The organism is Segatella sinensis (assembly GCF_040095255.1).
Classification (GTDB): domain Bacteria; phylum Bacteroidota; class Bacteroidia; order Bacteroidales; family Bacteroidaceae; genus Prevotella; species Prevotella sinensis.
Map to the genome: position 1 here is coordinate 13,270 of NZ_JBBNGE010000036.1, position 21,462 is coordinate 34,731.

Below are 21,462 nucleotides of genomic sequence, written 5' to 3' on the forward strand. Positions count from 1 at the left end.
ACTACAATTATGTCAGAAGAAGTAAATTTGTCAGAAGAGTCTAATAACCCAGAAGAAGATGTTCTGGATCAGGATTTTTTGTTGGAGAAGGTAGATGAAATGCGTGATTTGATTCATCAGCAGCGTTTTACCGAATGCAAGCCAATACTTGTAGCAATTTTTGAAAATTGTCCGAACCATAAGCAGTATATGCGCCGTCTGATGCATGGTTTGCTGAAAACCGTTCTCGCCAACATGAGTCTCTTGCAGTGCAAGAAGTTGCCTGATGATATGCTTGGCTTTCTCAAGCAGTATGTCAAACCATCAGAGGAGCTTGATATCCCGGAAATGACACCCGAGGCTAGAACGAAGTTTGTCTTCGGCGCTGTTTCTGAGCTTGATCAGCTTCTGGTAGATATCGAGATGGATATCCGTTCAGACCAGGGTATTTTCAAGGATTTGAAAAAGCAGGGCGAGGCGATAGATATCAAAGAGGTGAAGCCAACCCTCGAGAAATTCGTTTCCCGTGAGGCGATGCTTTTCCTGAACCACGACCTCTCGAAGGAGGAGCAAGACCAGGCTTCAGCCCGTCTGTATCAGGAGTGGGAAGAGTATCGCGAAAAGATCTTCGACAGATTTGTCTCTTCTGGATATTGGAATAATGAGGAACGTGCTGTTGTCAAAGACACCATCCTTTCGCCTACAGTTGATTCCTTGACCTCCCAGCTGCTGGTGAGTGCCATTACGCTCTCTGCCGCCACCGTTTTCGATATGGGTAAATTCACTTTGCTCTACGATATCTACCGCCTGGCAGATGACGATGAGGTGAAAGTGCGTGCCCTCCTGGGATGGCTGCTGGTTTCTACGAATTGCGGCAGCTACGAACAGCAGCCTGACTTCCGTAGCTTTGCAGAGCAGTTGACCGAGGATTGCAAGAATGATCCAGACTTGCTTGCCGAAATCATAAAAGCCCAGAAGATGCTTGCCGTGACCGTATTCAGCGAGCAGAAGTCTATCGACTATACTAATGACATCATGGCATCGCTGTCAAAACGTTTCCTCGACGACCTGAGGGATAAGGTAGCCGATTTGCTGGAGGCTGATGAAGATATGCGAAATATCTTCGGAATCGAGGATGACGAGGAAACTTCGGAAGAGAGTCCTATCCGTTCTGACGATACCAATACCGACAAGGATGGGATCCCTAATCTCGACGCGGATATAGAGAGTCCGCTCTCTATGGATGAAATGATGGATAAGGGCATCGATATCCTCTTGCCGCAGTTTAAAATGTTACGAGACCAGACGGAGTTCTTTACTCATCTGTACAATTGGTTCATGCCTTTCTATCTGAAGAATCCTCATATAACCGAGGCTCTCGGATTCGTAGATGAGAAGAGAAAGTTCTGTAAGGCTTTCTGTTCTACTGCAAGGTCATGTCCTGCCGATGCCTATTCCCTGGCAAACCTGATCGTCTCTCATCCTAATGAGATACCGGAGAATATTGTTGACTGTTACGATGACCCTGAGGATGAGGAAGATGGCAGCGAGTCTGCAGATGAGGAAGAGATTGTTAAGGAATTTTTTAATGAGCCTGAAGAGCATCGTGCAAAGCGTATCCGTATCAACTACATCCGCAATCTCATGCGCTTCTCCAAGTTCTATACAGCGAAGGATGAAATCTTCAATATCTTCGATGAGCTGGATGATGACAAACCAGCCTATGCCGTCTTGGCGGGTCCTCTTTTCCAGGATGAATTCTTCGATAAGTACCGCATGGCTATAGCCCGCTATTCCTTCCGTCGCGAGTTCCCTGACCTGGTTGAAGTGATGCTGGAAGGTGTGCCATGCGACACGTTGGAGATGCACTTCATGAAGGGATGGGTATGTATGCAGAAGGGAGACAATCATAGTCTCCGCATGGCTGTCGATCACTTCAAGAAGATGCTGAAGATAAAGCCTGACATGAAGCAGGTATATCTGCAGCTGGGCACCTGCTATCGTAATCTCATCCAGGTGGATGAGTATCTAGAGAATTTCGACAAGCTGATGGAGTTCAAGGATTCTTTCTCAGAAGAGGAACTCTTCGAGTTGAAACTGGATAAACTGAAGTTCATCGTCATGAACAACAGATTTGAAGAGGCGATGCCGCTGGCTTACGAGCTGGATTATACCCATCCGGAGAATCAGATGGCGGGAGCCTTGCTCACACAGCTGCTTATCAAGATAGGTGGCGAACATGCGGAAGAGAACTTCCAGAAGGCTCATCAGCGCCTGGATGAATATTTCGCCGAGGTGAACGAGCTTTTCGGTAGTTTCGAGAAGATGAAAAAAGCGGGTAAGGATACGAAGAATATGATGATGCAGGCGATGGATCTCTTTTTCAAGATGATGAAGAATGACAAGCTTGCCGAGGCTTACAATAACTATTCGCTTGGTCTCCTGGCATTGATAGAACATCAGCCGAAAAAGGCTATGGGACCTTTCTTCAGGGTTTATGCCTATTATGTAGAAAAGGATGAGAATGTATTCTTTGAAGCCCTTAAGGAAGACTATAAATGGTTGAAGAACTATGGATGTTCTTACACTGATTTGATGATTATATATAATCAGGTAGTGGCTGAACACCAGAAATCGCAAGAAGAAATAAAGAAGTATGCCGATAAATCAGAATAGAAATAACAATAACAAGACACAGATAGATACCAACTACGCCCACCTGCAACCGCAGGCGGTGGAGTTGGAAAAGGTGGTTCTGGGTGCATTGATGATTGATACCGATGCTTTTTCGGTGGTATCCGAGATGCTGAAGCCCCAGACCTTCTATGATCCGAGACATCAGAAAATCTACGAGGCGATTCAGACCATGAATATGGAGGAGCGCCCCGTGGATATCATGACCGTTACGGATGAACTTACCAAGATGGGCGCCATCGAGAAGATTGGTGGAGCCGGTTACCTGATGGAGATTTCCTCGCAGGTGGCTTCGGCTGCCCACATCGAGTACCATGCCCGAATCCTGGCGCAGAAATATCTGCAGCGACAGCTCATCCATTATGCCGGCGACATCGAGACCCAGGCGTATGATGAGGGTGTGGATGTGGACGAACTCATGCAGCATGCCGAGGGTGAGCTTTTCCAGCTCTCTCAGGGTAACATGAAGCAGGATTACACCCAGATTGATCCGGTGATCAAGGATGCCGTGGATATCCTGCAGCGTGCCGCCCAGAACAAGGGCGGACTCACGGGTATTCCTACAGGTTACCAGCAGATGGATGATATGACTTCCGGATGGCAGCCTTCCGACCTGGTGATCATCGCCGGACGTCCTGCCATGGGTAAGACTTCCTTTGCGCTGAGTATCGCCAAGAATGTAGCGGTGGATCACGGGGTGCCTATCGGATTCTTCTCGCTTGAAATGAACAACGTTCAGCTGGTCAACCGTCTTATCTCGAATGTCTGCGAGATTTCTGGTAAGAAGATCCTGAACGGTCAGTTGGATCCAAGTGAGTGGGAGCGACTGGACAAGAAGATCCGTTCTCTTACGGGTGCACCTATTTATATAGATGATACTCCGGGCCTCTCCGTCTTTGAGTTGAGAACCAAGGCGCGCCGACTGGTGAGAGAGAAGGGGGTGAAGCTGTTGATGATCGACTACCTCCAGCTGATGAATGCCAACGGTATGAAGTTCGGTAGCCGTCAGGAAGAGGTTTCCACCATCTCTCGTTCCCTCAAGGGTCTTGCCAAGGAGTTGAATATCCCGGTACTCGCCCTCTCTCAGCTCTCGCGTAACGTAGAAAACCGTGAGGGTCTCGAAGGAAAGCGACCACAGTTGAGCGACCTCCGTGAATCTGGAGCCATCGAGCAGGATGCCGATATGGTGCTCTTCGTTCATCGTCCGGAATACTATCACATCTATCAGGATGAAAAAGGAAACGATCTTCATGGTATGGCGCAGATCATCATCGCCAAGCACCGTAAGGGTGCCACCGGAGATGTACTCCTGAACTTCCGTGGCGAGTTCACCCGCTTCCAGGATCCTACCGATTCCTATACTCCTGTACAGGAGGGTGGTGAAATCATGGGTTCCAAGATGAACGGTGTGGCTGCTGAAGGGATGATTGCCAGCGGTGCCATTCCACCTCCGCCGATGACTGGACCTGACGGTCCGTTACCTTTCTAGTTGAAAAGAGAGTAATTTCGTACCAGAACGTTCTTTTTTAGAATAATCTGGCATAAAAACGGCACATTTCTCTAGATTTTGGGTAAAAAATAGATGAAAAATGGCAATTTGAAAGATTTTCTATTAAAAAAGTTATAAATTGTTTGCGTATATCAGAGAAAATGATTACCTTTGCCAACGATAAATATATAACGTATAAAAATAGAAAAATATGAGAGCATTAGCGTTGAATATTACAAGCATTATTATTATTCGACTTCGACTGCAGCATGTAGGCGGAAGTGATAAGGTGTGCGTATAGTTCAGCGGTTTGGATATATTGAGCCTTTCTACACTTCCGTATATGGGAGTGAGAAAGGCTTTTTTAATTCCCAGCTCTTTACGCCCTTGCCAAAAGTAAGGGCGCAATGTTGCCCCTATACGGGCAAAAGCTTTAATTAATAAGAGAAATAAAAATATTTAAGAGATATGAGTGACAGATTATTTATTTTCGACACAACCCTTCGTGATGGCGAACAGGTTCCAGGATGCCAGTTGAATACCGTAGAGAAGATTCAGGTAGCTAAGGCGCTGGAGCAGTTGGGCGTTGATGTCATTGAGGCTGGATTCCCTATTTCAAGCCCGGGTGACTTCAATTCCGTAGTAGAGATTTCCAAGGCTGTAACATGGCCTACCATCTGTGCGCTGACCCGTGCGGTGGAAAAGGATATCGACTGTGCTGCCGAGGCGTTGCAGTATGCTAAGCATAAGAGAATTCATACGGGTATCGGTACCAGCGATAGCCATATCAAATATAAGTTCAATTCCAACCGCGAGGAGATCATCGAGCGTGCCGTGGCTGCTGTCAAGTATGCCAAGAAGTATGTTGAGGATGTGGAGTTCTACGCTGAGGACGCTGGTCGTACAGACAATGAGTACCTGGCCCGCGTGGTTGAGGCCGTTATCAAGGCAGGTGCCACCGTGGTTAATATTCCTGATACCACAGGCTATTGCTTGCCAGATGAGTATGGTGCCAAGATCAAGTATCTGATGGATCATGTAGATGGCATCGAGAACGCACGCATTTCTACCCACTGCCACAACGACCTCGGTATGGCTACGGCAAATACCCTGCAGGGTGTATTGAATGGTGCACGCCAGGTGGAGGTGACCATCAATGGCATCGGCGAGCGTGCAGGTAATACATCACTCGAAGAGATTGCCATGATACTGAAGTGCCACAAGCATATCAATATTGATACCAATATCAATACCACCAAGATTGTGCCTATGTCTCGCATGGTGAGCAGCCTGATGAACATGCCTGTGCAGCCTAATAAGGCGATTGTTGGTCGCAATGCCTTCGCTCATTCTTCCGGTATCCACCAGGATGGTGTGCTGAAGAACGTTCAGACTTACGAAATCATCGACCCTAAGGATGTGGGCCTGGATGATAACGCCATCGTATTGACAGCCCGCTCGGGTCGAGCAGCATTGAAGTATCGCCTCCACGTAAATGGTGTGAACATCGAGGACGAGGAGAAACTCGACAAGATTTACAAGAAGTTCCTCCAGTTGGCTGACAAGAAGAAGGAAGTTACCGACGAGGATGTATTGATGCTCGCAGGTGCTGATGCTGCCGATAAGCATGGTGTTCAGCTCGACTGGTTGCAGGTTACCACCGGCAAGGGTGTAAAGAGCGTGGCAAGTATCGGACTTGATATTGCAGGTCAGAAGTTTGAGGCTGCATCCTCTGGCAATGGTCCTGTGGATGCTGCTATCCGTGCCCTCAAGAAGGTCATCACCAAGGAGATGAATCTCAAGGAGTTCACCATCCAGGCGATTGACAAGGGGTCAGACGATGTGGGTAAGGTTCACATGCAGGTGGAGTACGATGGTCATGTATATTATGGCTTCGGCGCAGATACCGATATCGTGACAGCTTCTGTTGAGGCTTACATCGACTGTATCAACAAGTTCAAGATCAGATAAAAGTTCTTGGCTTGTTAATTAAACATTGAAAATCAAACATTAAACAATAGCATAATGAATACATTATTCGACAAGATTTGGGACAAGCACGTTGTCCAGATTGTAGAAGATGGTCCTACACAGCTTTACATCGACCGTCTTTACTGTCACGAAGTAACATCACCTCAGGCATTCGCTGGTATGCGAGCACGCGGACTCAAGATGTTCCGTCCAGACCAGATTTTCTGTATGCCTGACCACAATACCCCAACACACGATCAGGATAAGCCAATCGAGGATCCTATCTCAAAGAAGCAGGTAGATACCTTGGCAAAGAACACCGCTGATTTCGGCGTAACTCACTTTGCCATGAACACCAAGGATAATGGTATCATTCACGTGGTTGGTCCAGAGAAGGGTCTTTCTCTTCCTGGTATGACCATCGTTTGCGGTGATTCTCATACTTCAACCCATGGTGCTATGGGTGCCGTAGCCTTTGGTATCGGTACTTCTGAGGTTGAGATGGTGATGGCTTCACAATGTATTCTCCAGAGCAAGCCAAAGTCTATGCGCATCAGCATCAACGGCAAGCTCAGCAAGGGTGTTACCGCCAAGGATGTAGCACTCTATCTCATGAGTCAGCTCACTACATCCGGTGCCACAGGTTACTTCGTAGAGTACAGTGGCGATGTAGTAAAGGATATGTCAATGGAAGGTCGTTTGACTCTCTGCAACCTCTCTATCGAGATGGGTGCCCGTGGTGGTTTCGTAGCTCCTGATGAAACTACATTCGAGTACATCAAGGGTCGTGAATATGCACCTAAGGGTGAAGAGTGGGATAAGGCTGTGGCTTACTGGAAGACCTTGAAGAGTGGCGATGATGCTGTATTCGACAAGGAGTTGACTTTCAATGCCAAGGATATCGAACCACGCATCACCTACGGTACCAATCCAGGTATGGGTATTGGCATTACCGAAAGCATCCCAACTCTCGATGAGATTCCTGAGGAAGAGCAGGCTGGTTTCAAGAAGAGCCTGAACTACATGGGTTTTCAGCCAGGCGAGAAACTCGAGGGTCATCCTATCGATTATGTATTCCTGGGCGCATGTACCAATGGTCGTATTGAAGACTTCCGTGCCTTTGCTTCCCTGGTTAAAGGAAAGAAAAAGGCTGAGGGTGTAACTGCTTGGCTTGTACCAGGTTCTTGGTTGGTTGATAAACAAATACGTGAAGAGGGAATTGATAAGATTGTAGAGGCTGCCGGCTTCGAAATCCGTCAGCCAGGATGTTCTGCTTGTCTGGCAATGAACGATGATAAGATTCCTGCAGGCAAGTACTCAGTAAGTACATCCAACCGTAACTTCGAGGGTCGTCAGGGACCAGGTTCCCGCACCATCCTTGCCAGTCCATACGTAGCAGCTGCAGCCGCTATCACTGGTAAGATTACCGACCCAAGAGAGTTTATGTAATTTTTAATTAATAATGTACAATTAATAGTGTACAATTGATAAGTACAGTTATGAAACAGAAATTCAATGTAATTACATCAAGCTGCATTCCTCTTCCATTGGAGAATGTAGATACAGACCAGATCATACCAGCCCGTTTCCTCAAGGCTATCGATAAAGAGGGTATGGGCGACAACCTCTTCCGCGACTGGCGCTACAATGCTGACGGAACTCCAAAGCCAGACTTCGTGATGAACGACCCTTCTTACAGTGGTGTCATCCTCGTAGCAGGCAAGAACTTCGGTTCAGGTTCTTCCCGTGAGCACGCTGCCTGGGCCATCGCAGGCGCAGGCTTCCGTGTAGTCATCAGCTCTTTCTTTGCTGATATCCACAAGAACAACGAGTTGAATAACCTCGTATTGCCAGTAGTGGTAAGCGAGGAATTCCTGAAGGAGCTTTTCGAGAGCATCGACAAGGATCACAAGACAGAGGTGAAGGTGGATCTTCCTAACCAGACCGTGACCAATCTTGCTACTGGCAAGAGCGAGCACTTCGAAATCAACGGCTACAAGAAGCACTGTCTGGAGAACGGTTTGGACGATGTAGATTTCCTCGTTCAGAACCGTGACAAGGTAGAGGCTTGGGAAGCTAAGAACAAGTAATCAAGTAATTATGAACGTTAACGCAAAGAGAGATAGTTCTCGTATCAGGGAGATTGAGATCATGGACTGCACGCTGCGCGACGGCGAGCAGACCAATGGTGTCAGTTTTCTCCCTCACGAGAAATTGATGATAGCAAGAATGTTGTTGCACGATATCAATGTTGATCGCATTGAGGTGGCTTCAGCACGTGTGTCGGAAGGCGAAAAGGATGCTGTCGCTCGTATTTGCCGTTATGCCAAGACCATAGGTAAACTGGATTCCGTTGAGGTATTGGGATTCGTGGATAACAACAAGAGCGTGGATTGGATTGCTGAATGCGGCGGTCATGTCATCAACCTCTTGGCGAAGGGTAGCTACAAGCACTGCACCCAGCAGCTCAAGATGTCGCCTGAGGAGCATCTCGCTCATATCAAGCAGACCATCGATTATGCTTTGAGCAAGAATTTCACCGTAAATCTCTATCTGGAGGACTGGTCGAGCGGTATGCGCGACAGCCGTGACTATCTCTTCATGATGATGGACGAGCTGGTAAAATTGCCTATCAAGCGCTTCCTGCTTCCTGATACTTTGGGTATCCTGAACCCATTGCAGTGTGTGGAGTATATGCGCCAGATGGTTCGCCGTTATCCGAACTCTCACTTCGATTTCCATGCCCACAACGACTACGATTTGGCAGTGAGCAACTCGCTGGCAGCCGTATTGAGCGGTGCCAAGGGTCTTCACGTTACCGTGAATGGCTTGGGCGAGCGCTGCGGCAATGCGCCATTGGCGAGCGTACAGGTGATTCTGAAGGATATGTTCGGGGCAAAGACCAATATCAAGGAAGACCGCCTGAACGATATTTCCCGATTGGTTGAAGGATACAGCGGCATCGCCGTGGCTCCGAATACCCCTGTGGTGGGCGATAATGTCTTCACTCAGGTAGCTGGTGTGCATGCCGATGGCGACAACAAGGACAAGCTTTATTGCAACGACCTGGTGCCTGAGCGTTTCGGCAGACATCGTGAATATGCATTGGGTAAGAATTCCGGTAAGGCGAACATTATCCAGAACCTTAACGAACTGGGCTTGGAGTTGACGCCGGAGCAGACCAAGGCTGTGACCAAGCGAATCACCGAACTCGGCGACCGCAAGGAGCTGGTAACCCAGGATGACCTGCCATATATCGTGAGTGATGTGCTGAAGCATAGCACACCTGAGGATAAGGTAAAACTGGTCAGTTACATGGTGTCCACTTCTTATGGTTTGAAGCCTATAGCCAGCGTGAAGGTAGAAATAGAGGGTAAGGAGTATGAAGACCGTAGCTCTGGTGATGGTCAGTATGATGCCTTCGTCAAGGCGCTTCGCAACATCTATAAGGTGAAGCTCGGCAAGACCTTCCCTACGCTCGACAATTATCAGGTAACCATCCCACCTGGTGGCCGTACCGATGCCCTTGTCCAGACCGTCATTACCTGGCGTGAAGGCGACCGCATCTGGCGTACCCGCGGCTTGGATGCCGACCAGACAGAGGCTGCTATCAAGGCAACGCTCAAGATGCTCAATATGTATGAGGCAGATAAGAGTGATGAACAGCCGGCATCGCCTCGAAATTTAGATATGGAATAAAAACAATTAAAAAATCAGATAAGATGAAATTAAACATTGCAGTTCTCGCCGGTGATGGTATCGGACCAGAGATTATGAAGCAGGGCGTAGCAGTTATGCAGGCCATTGCAGAGAAGTTCAACCACGAGTTTACTTACAATGAGGCTATCTGCGGTGCTCACGCTATCGATGAGGTAGGTGATCCATTCCCAGAGGAGACCTTCAAGACTTGTATGGATGCTGACGCAGTGCTCTTCGCTGCCGTTGGTGACCCACGTTTCGACAACAACCCTACAGCCAAGGTTCGTCCTGAGCAGGGCTTGCTCGCTATGCGTAAGAAGTTGGGCCTCTTCGCCAATGTCCGCCCAGTGGCTACATTCGATTGCCTGCTCCATAAGTCACCATTGAAGGATGAGCTCCTGAAGGGTGCTGACTTCGTAGTCATCCGCGAGTTGACTGGTGGTATGTACTTCGGTGAGAAGTATCAGGATAACGATAAGGCATACGATACAGATATCTACACCCGTCCTGAGATTGAGCGCATCCTGAAGGTAGCTTTCGAGTTTGCCATGAAGCGCAACAAGCACTTGACTGTAGTAGATAAGGCAAACGTATTGGCATCTTCTCGTCTCTGGCGTCAGATTGCCAAGGAGATGGAGCCACAGTATCCTGAGGTTAACACCGACTATATGTTCATCGACAACGCTTCTATGCGCGTGTTGACAGAGCCAACATTCTTCGATGTCATCGTTACAGAGAACACCTTCGGTGATATCCTTACCGATGAGACCTCTTGCATTACCGGCTCTATGGGCTTGCAGCCATCTAGCTCATTGGGCGAGCACACCCCATTGTTCGAGCCTGTTCACGGTTCATGGCCACAGGCAGCTGGCAAGAACCTGGCTAACCCTGTAGCTCAGATTCTTTCTGCAGCCATGTTGCTCGAGCACTTCGGTTTGAACGAGGAGGGTGCCTTGATCCGCAAGGCAGTAGATGCTTCTCTTGATGCCAATGTCCGCACACCTGAGATTCAGGTTGAGGGTGGTGCACAGTATGGCACAACAGAGGTTGGCGAGTGGATCGTTAACTGGATCAAGAATGCTTAATCTGGATTGATTTTTAGAAGTATTCTTACAAGATAGAATTTTGATTTGATTAGCCTTAAGGGAAAGATTATTTTTCCTTAAGGCTATATATTTTTTCCCTTAAGGGAATTTATTTTTTTCCTTAAGGATAAATATCGTATCGCTGAAACCCCGAAAAACAGGGAGTTTTGCTTCTGTTTATTTTATTTTGAAAATTCTAAACATCTTTTATCTTTCCTTTTTTGGTTGATTGCATAACTATTTGTATTTTTGCAGCATGAAAAAGAAAAGTATCATATTATATATAGGTTGTTTGCTGGCTACACCTCTGTTTGCCCAGCAAAACAATTTGACGGCTGATTCCAAGGTCGATGATGTAGCATTGCGCGATTCCAAGGCTCAGAACAAGGCGCTGAGAGATTCCCTGGCGGCTGCCACGAGTGTGCTTGCCTATCATCCTGACAGCATCGATCTGCGCCTGAAGAAGGCTGCGTGGAATATCCAGCTGGAACAGTGGAGTTATGCCAAGGATGACCTGGATAAGGTGTTGTTCCTCAACAATACCAATATCGCAGGTCTCTTCTACCGTGCATTCGTTAACGAAAAGCTTCTGCGCTATAACTTTGCCCGTCTTGATTATCAGAACCTCCTGGTTCTGGTGCCTGGTAACTTCCAGGCTCAGCTCGGTCTGGCGTTGCTGAATGAGAAGGACAAGCACTATACCGAGGCGTATGATGGCATCAACAATCTGATAGAGCAATATCCGGATAGTGCAACGGCTTATGCAGCACGTGGCGGTATGGAGAAGGAGCGTGGTCAGTTGGAACTTGCCGAGTATGATTACGCTAAGGCAATCTCCCTCGATGAGGATAATGCAGATTACCGCATCAACCGCATCGATCTCCTCATCATGCTTAACAGAAAGTTGGATGCCTATCGCGAACTGGAAGCTTTGCAGAAGAAGGGCGTTGCTCCTGGTCGTCTGCAAGACTTCTACCGCAGATTGCGTCGCAAGAAATAGTCATTGATGAGCTGTGCTACCCGGATTACTTCCTCGTCTCTCATCGTAGAGTTGCAGGGAAGGCTCAGCTCCTGGCAGGCGATGGTCTGGGTAATCGGCAGTTGATAATGTCGAAGCTCAGGATATCCCAGTTGCTCATTGGGTGGAATAGGGTAGTGTATCGCAGTTTCTACAGATTCATCCTTCAGAAACTCCCTCAGTCTCATCCTTTCTTCGGTAATGAAAGGGAAGATATGGAGTACATTGCTGAATGGATCTTCCAGTAATCTCTTCGGGATGCAGTGTTCTACGATGGCAGGGTGCAGATAATCCATATAGAGCATCGCCTTCCTGCATCTGGCGATATGCTCATCGTGGGGATGTCTCAGCTTTACATTGAGTACAGCTGCCTGAATCTCATCCATTCTGGAATTGATACCCTGATATTCAAAATCAAATCTGCTGGTTCTTCCATAATCGTGGAGGGCTCGGATAGCCTCTGCCAGTTCTTCATCATCGGTTGTCACGGCACCCGCATCGCCCAATGCTCCCAGGTTCTTGCTTGGGTAGAAACTGTGGGCACCGGCATCTCCTAGAGCACCTGTATGGGAAATGCTTTTCTGGATGGCGTAATTGCTGATGATATCTATCTGGTCCTGATAGGTGATATTCTCGTCTATCTGATTTTGATAGGTGATATTCTCGTCTATCTGATTTTGATGGGTGATATCCTCGTCTTCTTGATTCAGCTTTCTTCTGATAGCCTCTCGTGCAGAGCTGTTGACGTATCCGCATCCGAAAGCCTGTGCGTTGTCTTCGAATTTCAGCAGATCGTTCTCCTTGCAGATCTCCTGGATTCTTTCCGTCCAGGATAACTTGCCGTAGAGATGTACCAGCATGATGCCCCTGGTTTTATAGGAGATGTTGCTCTCTATGAGGTTCTCGTCGATTTGCAGTGTCTCTGGGTTGGGTTCTACGAGGATAGGAACCAGCCCCACACTCGTTATGGAAAGAATGGTGGCGATATAGGTGTTGGCTGGCACCAGAATCTCATCACCCTGGTGGAGCTTGCCAATAGCCATTTCTCCCATCAGAATCAGTTTGAGAGCATCCAGTCCGTTACCGCATGATATGCAGTACTCGGTGCCGATGAAAGTGGCATAATTCTTCTCAAACTGCTTCACGCATCTTCCCTGTAAGTACCATCCGCTACTTACTACCTGATTGATTTCCTTCTTGATCTCTTCTTCGTATGGGGCATTGATAGCCTTCAGGTCAAGATACTTGATGGCTTTCTTTTCGTTTTCTGTTTCCATTTCCTTTATTTTTCATGAATAGTAAGAAGCAAGGAATGCTTGGTGCTATGGGTTATTCTACTTCTACAGCCTTCTTTCAGGATAAGAGCCTGATTGGGATGATTGAGCGTGATGGTCCTTGCAGATGGCTGGTTATCTATAACCTGGATGGTGATTTCTCCAGCCAGTGCAATCAGCATCACAGGACTTTCTCCCAGTTCGATGGGTGTCTCGGGCTGTATGGCGCCAAGATGAATCCATTCCATTCTCTTGATATCAAATGGGATATGGGTATTTTCCTCGGCGACGGTAAGGCTGCCGCGAGGATCATATATCTTGGGAAGTTCTATGATTTCTATTTTCTTCATATATATTAGAACGCAGGATAGCGGGCGATATTGTATGAATTGAAAGGAAAAAAAGTAAGTTGTTGGAAAAATAGGGGGAATATAAAAGTAAAGAGCAGCTATCTTCTCAGACAACTGCTCTACATTCAATAGGTATTAGTCTTCTTTAAGGTAAAAAGATTGTATTCAGGATAACGTTTGCAAAGGTAGCAAAAATATTTGGTTTAAAAAAATAAATTCTAAACTATTTTTAAAAAAAATGCTTTTTTCTTCAATTTGCGCTGTTTTTCTTTTGTTTTTCCCCATCAATTCTACATTTATTTAATTAATAACTAGTGTGAATGAGATTCAATAGGGAAGATATGGAAAACAAAAAAGGAAACCCTTTTTTTGAAAGGATTTCCTTTTTTCGAGGTGTCTAGCGGAGTCGAACCGCTCTACACGGTTTTGCAGACCGTTACCTAACCGCTCGGTTAAGACACCTTGTAGAGTTTTTTGTTTGCAAACACCTGATAGATGTTTGATAAAACTTTCGAGGTGTCTAGCGGAGTCGAACCGCTCTACACGGTTTTGCAGACCGTTACCTAACCGCTCGGTTAAGACACCTTGTAGAGTTTTCTGTTACCATTTCTGATAAGCGATTGCAAAGGTACTACTTTTTTTTGAATCCACCAAATCTTTCCGCATCTTTTTTTCGAAAAATATTCGATTTTTTCAAAATTATTCATTTTCGGAGTCCATTTCTAGTGATTATCTGTAGGATCCAACTTTCTTTTTGTAGAATCCAACTTCTTATCTGTAGAATCCAACTTCTTGTTTGTATAGTCCAGCTTTCCCTTCTTCTTGCACTGTTCATAAAAAGCGCAACCACTGCACCGGTAGTTGCCATCCTTGCATCTGTTTGCCTGTTGCAACGATTTATAAATACGAAAGGCGGCATACAGAATGCATGCCGCCAGTATCGTTGCAATGATGGTGTATTGTATCATCATTTTCTTTTAGAGTTTAAAAATCCCTCTTTAACCTACGGCATTGTAGCCATTGGTAGAGTTCTTACGCATAATGTCGCGGATGTTCATCTCCTTGAAACCCTCGGCACGCTTCTGCTCCTCCAACTCTTCCTCTTCCTCGATATCCTTCTCGGAACGGGTAAAGGTGAAGGCCTTGTACTTAAATTCTGCGATAGCCCAACCTACGAGTGCTACCACGATTAATGCGAATAATCCTACTACTGCGTTCATTTCTTTCTCCTTATTATATAATTAATAATCGTCATCAGCTACGTCCTCAGCATCATCGAGTCCCAGATTCTCTGGATCCTCGAAGGTAGTACGGTAGCTTTCTTCGGTGAGCTTGTCGTCATCGAATGCATCATCGTCCTCATCTGGATCATTGTAGTGATCCTCAATCTCTGGTGCATCCTCATCCTCATCGTCTTCGTCACGGTCCAGCAGGTCTTCGTCGCGGTCCATGTCTTCATCCATAAACTTCATGCGGATCTTCTCCTGCTTTGGCTTCTCCTTGGCAAAGATAGCCTCTACCCAGGTGCCCTTTGGTACTACGAGTACTTCATAATCATCAGCGAGCTTCTTCTCATAGAGACCACCTGGTTTCTTGAGGCGATCCTTTGGAAGGGTAGTGGTACTGATGTCGAAACCGCTCTCGATGATGTCCTTGATGCTCTGAGACAGACTATCCCAGCCACCGCCAAAGTTACGCTCCAGCACTTCGATGAGCTTGGTAGCTGTTATATGGCCGATGTTCTCATAGGTGAGGTCAGTCACACGCATGATAGGACGCTTCTTGATGGCATACTTCTCGTTCTTGTCGTCGATACGGAAGGTACCGATCTTGAAGCCACGGTCTATCAACTTATCGAGCACTTCAGTACGGTCAATCTTGACTGGCTCAATCTCGAAAGCACTACGAATGATGTCGAGGTATCTACGCTGATTGTCCTTCAGGTCGTTGTCTTTCTCGGCAGCTTCCCAGAGACGGAAAACATCATTCTCCTGGAGATCCCAGACACTGCTCTTGGTCAATGTCTTGAGGGTGATATTTTTTTCATTTTTCATTGTTGTACGTATTTTGATTGCAAAAGTAAGTACTTCTTTTTATATATCCAAATTTTCGAGCTTATTTTTTTGCTTTTATGCATTTTTTTTTCTTTTATCCTAAAAACTTATGCGTGTTTCGTTTTTTTTCATTACCTTTGTGGCGAAAAAATAATTGATATGAGTGAACCGTTAGCTGAAAGAATGAGACCTCGCTCGCTCGCCGATTATGTCGGACAGAAGCATCTGGTAGGCGAGGGTGCCGTGCTGCGCAAGATGATAGACGCAGGGCGCATATCCTCTTTTATTCTCTGGGGACCTCCGGGAGTGGGCAAGACTACTTTGGCGCAGATAGTAGCCCAGACCCTGAAGGTCCCTTTCTACACCCTTTCTGCCGTTACCAGTGGCGTAAAGGATGTGCGCGAGGTGATAGAGAGAGCGAAGAGTGGCAGATTCTTCAATTCTGCTTCTCCTATCTTGTTTATTGATGAGATTCATCGCTTCTCCAAGAGCCAGCAGGACTCTCTGCTGGGGGCGGTGGAGAAGGGAATTGTCACCCTGATTGGTGCTACCACGGAAAATCCCTCTTTCGAGGTAATCCGTCCGCTCCTTTCCCGTTGCCAGCTCTATGTGCTCAAACCGTTGGAGAAGGAAGACCTGGAGGGGCTCCTGCAGCGAGCCATCACCGAGGATGTGGAACTCAAGCAGAAGAAGATTGAGTTGAAGGAAACCGCTGCCATGCTCCGCTTCAGTGGCGGTGATGCCCGGAAACTGCTCAATATCCTGGAACTGGTGGTGGAATCTGCAGGCAGCGATGAAGTGGTTATCACCGATAAGATGGTAGAGGAACAGTTGCAGCAGAATCCGCTGGCTTATGATAAGCAGGGCGAGATGCATTATGACATCATCTCTGCCTTCATCAAGAGTATTCGAGGCAGTGACCCTGATGCGGCGCTCTACTGGATGGCGCGTATGATAGAGGGCGGCGAAGATCCGCAGTTTATCGCCCGGAGAGTGGTGATCAGTGCAAGCGAGGATGTGGGGCTGGCGAATCCGAATGCGCTCCTGCTGGCAAATGCAGCCTTCGATACGGTGATGAAGATAGGCTGGCCTGAGGCTAGGATTGCACTTGCCGAAGCGGTGGTGTATCTGGCTACCAGTCCGAAGAGCAACAGTGCATATCTGGGCATCAATGACGCCATTGCCACGGTGAAGCAGACCGGTAATCTGCCTGTGCCGCTGCATATCCGCAATGCGCCTACCAAACTGATGAAAGACCTGGGTTATCATGATGGCTATAAATATCCTCACGATTATCCGGGACATTTCACAGAGCAGCAATATCTACCTGATGAGCTGAAAGACGCCAGATTCTGGCAGCCGCAGCATTCTCCTTCAGAAGAACGACTCTATAACTGGATGGTTACCTGCTGGGGAGAAAGATTCAAGAACCGTTAGGCGTTCCGACGGATTTGCAATCCGTCGTTAAAAAATGTTCGACCTTTTAAAACCGGGGGATTTGAAATCCCCCACATCAAATAATTTATTACGAGAAAATGACTATTCATCAAGACCCGGAACTGGTGATGACACTCCAGAGCGTCATCGAGTTCATTGGAACCTTTGCATTTGCCCTTTCGGGCATCAGGCTTGCCGCCAGCAAGCATTATGATTGGCTGGGCGGATTTGTGTGTGGTGTGGCTGTAGCTATCGGAGGCGGAACCATCCGCGACGTGATGCTGGGCTTGAATCCTTTCTGGATGTCGAGTCCTATCTATCTTCTGTTTACGTTCTTGGCCCAACTGGTGGTGATTGTGTGCCATCATTATCTGAAGCGTCTAGACAACACCTGGTTTCTTTTCGATACCCTCGGTTTGGCGCTTTTCAATATCGCCGGAATCCAGAAGACCCTCGATTGTGGTTTCCCATTCTGGGTAGCTATCATTATGGGATGTATCACGGGCTCCTTTGGAGGAGTGATCCGCGATGTGCTTCTCAACGAGGAACCGGTTATCTTCCGCAAGGAAATCTATGCGATGGCTTGTGTGTTGGGCGGCCTGGTTTACTGGGCATTCAGCTATCTGGGCTTGAGCCTCTATGTTACAGTGATAGCCTCCTTCCTCACCGTCTGCATCATCCGCCTGCTCGCCGTGAAATACCATATCTCGCTGCCTACGCTGCGTGATGAGGAGGATAAGAAAGAATAATTTAGAATTAAACAATAACATTAAACGATAAACACTAATTAATGAGAAGAGAGAAAATCTTAGGAATGCTGATTTTGGCGATGATGCTGATGTTTCAGACTTCATCCCTGATGGCACAGAACAAACGTGAATTCCGTGGCGCCTGGATCCAGTGTGTCAACGGACAGTATTTGGGTAAATCAACCCAGCAGATCCAGTCGATGCTCACCAAGCAACTTGACGAATTGCAGAAGGATGGCGTGAATGCCATCATCTTCCAGGTGCGTGCCGAATGTGATGCCCTTTATCAGAGTGATCTTGAACCTTGGAGCAAGTTCCTCACCGGTGTCCAGGGCAAGGCTCCATCGCCTTATTGGGATCCGCTGGAGTGGATGGTTGAGCAGTGTCATCAGCGTGGAATGGAGATTCATGCCTGGATCAATCCTTACCGTGCCAAGCATGGTTCTACCTCGTTCTCCCAGGTGTCATCCCAGAGCGTGGTGAAGAAGCATCCGAACCTCTGTTTCAGCTATGATAATCTCGTGCTTCTCAATCCGGCACTTCAGGAGGCTGCAGATTATACCTGTCAGGTGGCTGCTGATATCGTGAGCCGTTATGATATCGATGGTTTTCATATCGACGACTACTTTTATCCTTATCCGGTAGCTGGCAAGCAGATTCCTGATCAGCAGATGTATGCAGCCAATCCTCGTGGATTCCGTAATATCGGCGATTGGAGAAGAGATAATGTGAGCCGGTTCGTCAAGCAGTTGGGTGAAACCATCCATCGTGTCAAGCCTTGGGTGAAGTTCGGCGTTTCTCCTTTCGGTATCTATCGCAACCGGAAAAACTCTCCGATCGGATCTCAGACTTTCGGTCTTCAGAACTACGATGATCTCTATGCCGATGTTCTTCTCTGGGTAAACAATGGCTTCATTGATTACTGTGTGCCTCAGATCTATTGGGAGATAGGTAACAAGGCGGCAGATTACAAGACCCTCATCCAGTGGTGGAACAAGTATGCTGGCAACCGTCCTCTTTATATAGGTGAGGATATCGAGCGTACGGCGAAGTTTGCTGATCCTACGAATCCGAAGAGTCATCAGCTGCCAGCCAAGCATCGCCTTCATCAGCAGATGAATAATGTACAGGGCACCGTGCTCTGGTATGCCAAGACTGCAGCAGATAATGTTGGCAACATCGGACATACTCTGCGCGATTATTACTGGAAATATCCTTCGCTTCCTCCATTGATGCCGTTCCTCGACGATAAGGCACCAAAGGGTGTGAAGAGTCTGAAGATGGAGTGGACAGAGAAGGGACCACTGCTTACCTGGAAGGCTCCAAAGGCAAAGAAGAAGAAATGGGGCGATGTCGCCAACCGTTTTGCCATCTACCGTTTTGAAAAGGGAGCGCCTGTGAATCTCAATGATGTCACCGCTCTCCAGGCTGTTGTTTACGATACCACCTATCCGATACCATACGTAAAGGATCAGAAATATACCTATGTCGTTACTGCGCTCGATCGCGTAGGTAACGAGAGTAAGGGTAAGAAGAAAACCGTTTCGCTTTAAGCGAAGCGGTTTTTCTTGTTTCTGTCATTCTGATTCAGAGCGTTTTTCTTGTTAAAAGCCAGGAATTGTACCTTTATCCATAAAAAAACACTAAAAAGATTCAGTATCTCAAATTTTATTTGTACTTTTGCAGAGTCATTTCAGCGTTCCATTTGTTTTCTAATGCAACACTAAGATGAATGGAGTGCTGATTTGAGAGAATTGCTGAGAAACTTAGATGTTGATCAGAACCTAATTAATTAATTATTACTAACAGTAAGTGTTGCTAATTTTAGGAATGAAAATTAAGAGTTTTTTGATGGCAGCCTTGGCGGCATTTTCTTTGTCCGCTAGCGCTCAGTCTTTGTCTCCAGGCACCAAGTGGCATTGGGACAAGGGTACAATCGTAGTGGAGACACCAGAGCGTCCTGCAGGACAGCAGAATGTTTTGGGATTGACGGCTCCTAAGTTGAAGACAGTACGTGTTGGCTTTGTCGGTCTCGGTATGCGTGGTCCTTGGGCAGTAATGCGTTTCTGCCACATTCCAGGTGTAGAGATCGTTGCCTTGTGCGATTACGAGGAGGCTCGTGCAGAGAAATCACAGGAGTACTTGCGCAAGCAGGGCTTGAAGCCTGCTGATATCTATAGCGGCGAGAAGGGGTATGAGGCTTTGTGCAAGCGTTCTGACATCGACCTGGTTTATATCGCAGCCGACTGGAATCACCATTTCCCAGTTGCCAAGTTTGCGATGGAGAATGGCAAGCATACAGCCATCGAGGTTCCTAGTGCCATGAATCTGGATCAGTGCTGGAGCCTGATTAACTTGAGCGAGCAGACTCGCAAGCATTGCTTCATCTTGGAGAACTGCTGCTACGACTACTATGAGATGAATGCGCTGGCTATGGCTCAGGATGGCGTTTTCGGTGACATCATCCGTGCTGAGGGTGCTTATATCCACTGTCTCGAGGACTTCTGGGATGCTTACTGGAAGGATCCGGCTGACAATGACAAGGACAACCTCCACTGGCGTATGAAGTATAACATGGAGAACCGTGGTGATGTTTATCCTACTCATGGCTTGGGTCCTGTTGCTCAGTGCCTGAATATTCACCGTGGCGACCGCTTCACTACGCTCGTTGCTATGGATACAGAGTCTTTCGTGGGTAAGGACTGGGTGAAGAACAAGAGCGGCAAGGAGTGCAAGGAGTTCCGCAATGGTGACCATACTACTACCTTGATGCGTACAGCCAAGGGTAAGGTGGTGGAGATCCAGCACAACGTGATGACTCCTCAGCCATACAACCGCTTGTTCAAGCTCACAGGTACCAAGGGTTACGCTACCAAGTATCCTACCGAGGAGTTTGCACTCTCTGGCGAGGCACTCAAGGGTACAGGTGCTCCTCAGATGGATAACCTCAATGCTCATGGTTTCATGAACAAGGAGCAGAAGGAAGCTTTGATCAAGAAGTATTATCACCCTATCTTGAAGAAGTATGGTGAACTGGGCCGTCAGATGGGTCATGGTGGTATGGACTTCATTATGGACTCTCGTCTGGTTTACTGCTTGCAGAATGGCTTGCCATTGGATATGGATGTTTATGATTTGGCAGAGTGGTGTTCTTTGGCAGAGTTGGGTGCTCTTTCTATGGACAACAACAGCGCTGCCGTTACCTTCCCAGACTTCACCCGTGGTTTCTGGAACAAGCAGGATGGTTACAAGCATCAGTATGCTGCACCAGAGGCTGAGGCTGCTACAGAGGCTGCCGCTGCAGCTTATACCAAGTCACAGAAGGAGGCTACTGCTAAGTTCAAGTTGTGGAATCTTTATGATGCTGTAGCTGCTGCCAAGAAGGCTAACAATGCCAAGGCTTTGAAGTCGGCTACCACTAAGTACAACAAGGCTGTAGCTGCTGCCAAGAAGGCAATGAATGCCAGAAAATAATAGCAGGAATTTAACTCCTCTAATTCCCCATGAAAAATCAAGAGGGTGTGTCATAAGTCACAGCCAATACGCCCTGAAAGGGCAGAAGCTCCTAGCCCAGGGCATCGCCCTGGGTTTTAGAACAGATACAAAAAAGTCGCCCTGAAAGGGCAAAAGCTTTCAATTTCAAAGCTTTTGCCCTTTCAGGGC

At 47.3% G+C, this 21,462-nt stretch carries 17 protein-coding genes and 2 tRNA genes; 12 read left to right on the plus strand and 7 right to left on the minus strand.

Features of this window, described 5'->3' with window-relative positions:
* Nucleotides 1-9: 9 nt before the first annotated feature.
* The 8 genes from AAAT87_RS10410 to AAAT87_RS10445 all read left to right on the plus strand — a co-directional run bounded on the left by AAAT87_RS10410 (nt 10) and on the right by AAAT87_RS10445 (nt 11,917).
* Nucleotides 10-2,655 (plus strand): tetratricopeptide repeat protein, encoded by a 2,646-nt coding sequence (locus AAAT87_RS10410; RefSeq protein WP_349226368.1) that lies wholly within the window; start codon nt 10-12, stop codon nt 2,653-2,655.
* A complete protein-coding gene (dnaB, locus tag AAAT87_RS10415; protein WP_295024275.1) occupies nt 2,636-4,162 on the plus strand; it encodes a replicative DNA helicase in 1,527 nt (508 codons plus the stop codon). The genes AAAT87_RS10410 and dnaB overlap by 20 nt, the downstream gene beginning before the upstream one ends.
* A gap of 468 nt (nt 4,163-4,630) precedes the next feature.
* Complete coding sequence (locus AAAT87_RS10420; RefSeq protein ID WP_349226369.1) at nt 4,631-6,133, plus strand: 2-isopropylmalate synthase; 1,503 nt, start codon at nt 4,631-4,633, stop codon at nt 6,131-6,133.
* Nucleotides 6,134-6,187: 54 nt separating this feature from the next.
* Nucleotides 6,188-7,582 carry a 3-isopropylmalate dehydratase large subunit gene (leuC, locus tag AAAT87_RS10425; RefSeq protein ID WP_295024276.1) on the plus strand — a complete coding sequence of 465 codons (1,395 nt, stop codon included), beginning with the start codon at nt 6,188-6,190 and terminating at the stop codon, nt 7,580-7,582.
* Nucleotides 7,583-7,632: 50 nt separating this feature from the next.
* Nucleotides 7,633-8,223: a 3-isopropylmalate dehydratase small subunit gene (leuD, locus tag AAAT87_RS10430; protein ID WP_006846819.1), complete on the plus strand. Its 591-nt coding sequence runs from the start codon at nt 7,633-7,635 to the stop codon at nt 8,221-8,223.
* A 10-nt stretch (nt 8,224-8,233) separates the two neighbouring features.
* Entirely contained in the window at nt 8,234-9,832 is a 1,599-nt protein-coding gene (locus AAAT87_RS10435; protein WP_295024278.1) for an alpha-isopropylmalate synthase regulatory domain-containing protein, read from the plus strand.
* Between the two features lie 23 nt (nt 9,833-9,855).
* The gene (gene leuB, locus AAAT87_RS10440; RefSeq protein WP_254950617.1) at nt 9,856-10,917 is read left to right on the plus strand and encodes a 3-isopropylmalate dehydrogenase; all 1,062 of its coding nucleotides are present in this window, start codon (nt 9,856-9,858) and stop codon (nt 10,915-10,917) included.
* Nucleotides 10,918-11,173: 256 nt separating this feature from the next.
* Entirely contained in the window at nt 11,174-11,917 is a 744-nt protein-coding gene (locus AAAT87_RS10445) for a tetratricopeptide repeat protein (RefSeq protein ID WP_118312692.1), read from the plus strand.
* Here AAAT87_RS10445 and AAAT87_RS10450 read toward each other — a convergent pair.
* The 7 genes from AAAT87_RS10450 to AAAT87_RS10480 form a co-directional block, all read right to left on the minus strand.
* A complete protein-coding gene (locus AAAT87_RS10450; RefSeq protein WP_349226370.1) occupies nt 11,890-13,212 on the minus strand; it encodes a DegT/DnrJ/EryC1/StrS family aminotransferase in 1,323 nt (440 codons plus the stop codon). The genes AAAT87_RS10445 and AAAT87_RS10450 overlap by 28 nt on opposite strands.
* Before the next feature lie 5 nt (nt 13,213-13,217).
* The gene (locus AAAT87_RS10455) at nt 13,218-13,559 is read right to left on the minus strand and encodes a sugar 3,4-ketoisomerase (protein WP_349226371.1); all 342 of its coding nucleotides are present in this window, start codon (nt 13,557-13,559) and stop codon (nt 13,218-13,220) included.
* Between the two features lie 391 nt (nt 13,560-13,950).
* A tRNA-Cys gene (locus AAAT87_RS10460) sits at nt 13,951-14,021 on the minus strand.
* Nucleotides 14,022-14,073: 52 nt separating this feature from the next.
* Nucleotides 14,074-14,144, minus strand: a tRNA-Cys gene (locus tag AAAT87_RS10465).
* Nucleotides 14,145-14,281: 137 nt separating this feature from the next.
* A complete protein-coding gene (locus AAAT87_RS10470; RefSeq protein ID WP_296973520.1) occupies nt 14,282-14,530 on the minus strand; it encodes a hypothetical protein in 249 nt (82 codons plus the stop codon).
* 27 nt (nt 14,531-14,557) lie between these two features.
* Nucleotides 14,558-14,779 (minus strand): hypothetical protein, encoded by a 222-nt coding sequence (locus AAAT87_RS10475; protein ID WP_295024087.1) that lies wholly within the window; start codon nt 14,777-14,779, stop codon nt 14,558-14,560.
* Between the two features lie 21 nt (nt 14,780-14,800).
* Complete coding sequence (locus AAAT87_RS10480) at nt 14,801-15,613, minus strand: hypothetical protein (RefSeq protein ID WP_153089683.1); 813 nt, start codon at nt 15,611-15,613, stop codon at nt 14,801-14,803.
* A 159-nt stretch (nt 15,614-15,772) separates the two neighbouring features.
* On the opposite strand from AAAT87_RS10480, the gene AAAT87_RS10485 reads away from it, so the two are divergent.
* The 4 genes from AAAT87_RS10485 to AAAT87_RS10500 all read left to right on the plus strand — a co-directional run bounded on the left by AAAT87_RS10485 (nt 15,773) and on the right by AAAT87_RS10500 (nt 21,273).
* On the plus strand, nt 15,773-17,050 hold the full coding sequence (locus tag AAAT87_RS10485) for an AAA family ATPase (RefSeq protein ID WP_295024085.1): 1,278 nt from the start codon (nt 15,773-15,775) through the stop codon (nt 17,048-17,050).
* Between the two features lie 98 nt (nt 17,051-17,148).
* Nucleotides 17,149-17,799: a trimeric intracellular cation channel family protein gene (locus AAAT87_RS10490; protein ID WP_089542509.1), complete on the plus strand. Its 651-nt coding sequence runs from the start codon at nt 17,149-17,151 to the stop codon at nt 17,797-17,799.
* A gap of 41 nt (nt 17,800-17,840) precedes the next feature.
* Nucleotides 17,841-19,352 carry a glycoside hydrolase family 10-like protein gene (locus AAAT87_RS10495; protein WP_296973515.1) on the plus strand — a complete coding sequence of 504 codons (1,512 nt, stop codon included), beginning with the start codon at nt 17,841-17,843 and terminating at the stop codon, nt 19,350-19,352.
* Between the two features lie 277 nt (nt 19,353-19,629).
* Nucleotides 19,630-21,273, plus strand: coding sequence for a Gfo/Idh/MocA family protein (locus AAAT87_RS10500; protein WP_295024083.1), 1,644 nt, complete (start codon nt 19,630-19,632; stop codon nt 21,271-21,273).
* Nucleotides 21,274-21,462: the final 189 nt, after the last annotated feature.

Coding starts and splice junctions, on each gene's coding strand:
- AAAT87_RS10410 (WP_349226368.1), top strand. CDS start 10: ATGTCAGAAGAAGTAAATTTGTCAGAAGAGTCTAATAACCCAGAAGAA.
- dnaB (WP_295024275.1), top strand. CDS start 2,636: ATGCCGATAAATCAGAATAGAAATAACAATAACAAGACACAGATAGAT.
- AAAT87_RS10420 (WP_349226369.1), top strand. CDS start 4,631: ATGAGTGACAGATTATTTATTTTCGACACAACCCTTCGTGATGGCGAA.
- leuC (WP_295024276.1), top strand. CDS start 6,188: ATGAATACATTATTCGACAAGATTTGGGACAAGCACGTTGTCCAGATT.
- leuD (WP_006846819.1), top strand. CDS start 7,633: ATGAAACAGAAATTCAATGTAATTACATCAAGCTGCATTCCTCTTCCA.
- AAAT87_RS10435 (WP_295024278.1), top strand. CDS start 8,234: ATGAACGTTAACGCAAAGAGAGATAGTTCTCGTATCAGGGAGATTGAG.
- leuB (WP_254950617.1), top strand. CDS start 9,856: ATGAAATTAAACATTGCAGTTCTCGCCGGTGATGGTATCGGACCAGAG.
- AAAT87_RS10445 (WP_118312692.1), top strand. CDS start 11,174: ATGAAAAAGAAAAGTATCATATTATATATAGGTTGTTTGCTGGCTACA.
- AAAT87_RS10450 (WP_349226370.1), bottom strand. CDS start 13,212: ATGGAAACAGAAAACGAAAAGAAAGCCATCAAGTATCTTGACCTGAAG.
- AAAT87_RS10455 (WP_349226371.1), bottom strand. CDS start 13,559: ATGAAGAAAATAGAAATCATAGAACTTCCCAAGATATATGATCCTCGC.
- AAAT87_RS10470 (WP_296973520.1), bottom strand. CDS start 14,530: ATGATGATACAATACACCATCATTGCAACGATACTGGCGGCATGCATT.
- AAAT87_RS10475 (WP_295024087.1), bottom strand. CDS start 14,779: ATGAACGCAGTAGTAGGATTATTCGCATTAATCGTGGTAGCACTCGTA.
- AAAT87_RS10480 (WP_153089683.1), bottom strand. CDS start 15,613: ATGAAAAATGAAAAAAATATCACCCTCAAGACATTGACCAAGAGCAGT.
- AAAT87_RS10485 (WP_295024085.1), top strand. CDS start 15,773: ATGAGTGAACCGTTAGCTGAAAGAATGAGACCTCGCTCGCTCGCCGAT.
- AAAT87_RS10490 (WP_089542509.1), top strand. CDS start 17,149: ATGACTATTCATCAAGACCCGGAACTGGTGATGACACTCCAGAGCGTC.
- AAAT87_RS10495 (WP_296973515.1), top strand. CDS start 17,841: ATGAGAAGAGAGAAAATCTTAGGAATGCTGATTTTGGCGATGATGCTG.
- AAAT87_RS10500 (WP_295024083.1), top strand. CDS start 19,630: ATGAAAATTAAGAGTTTTTTGATGGCAGCCTTGGCGGCATTTTCTTTG.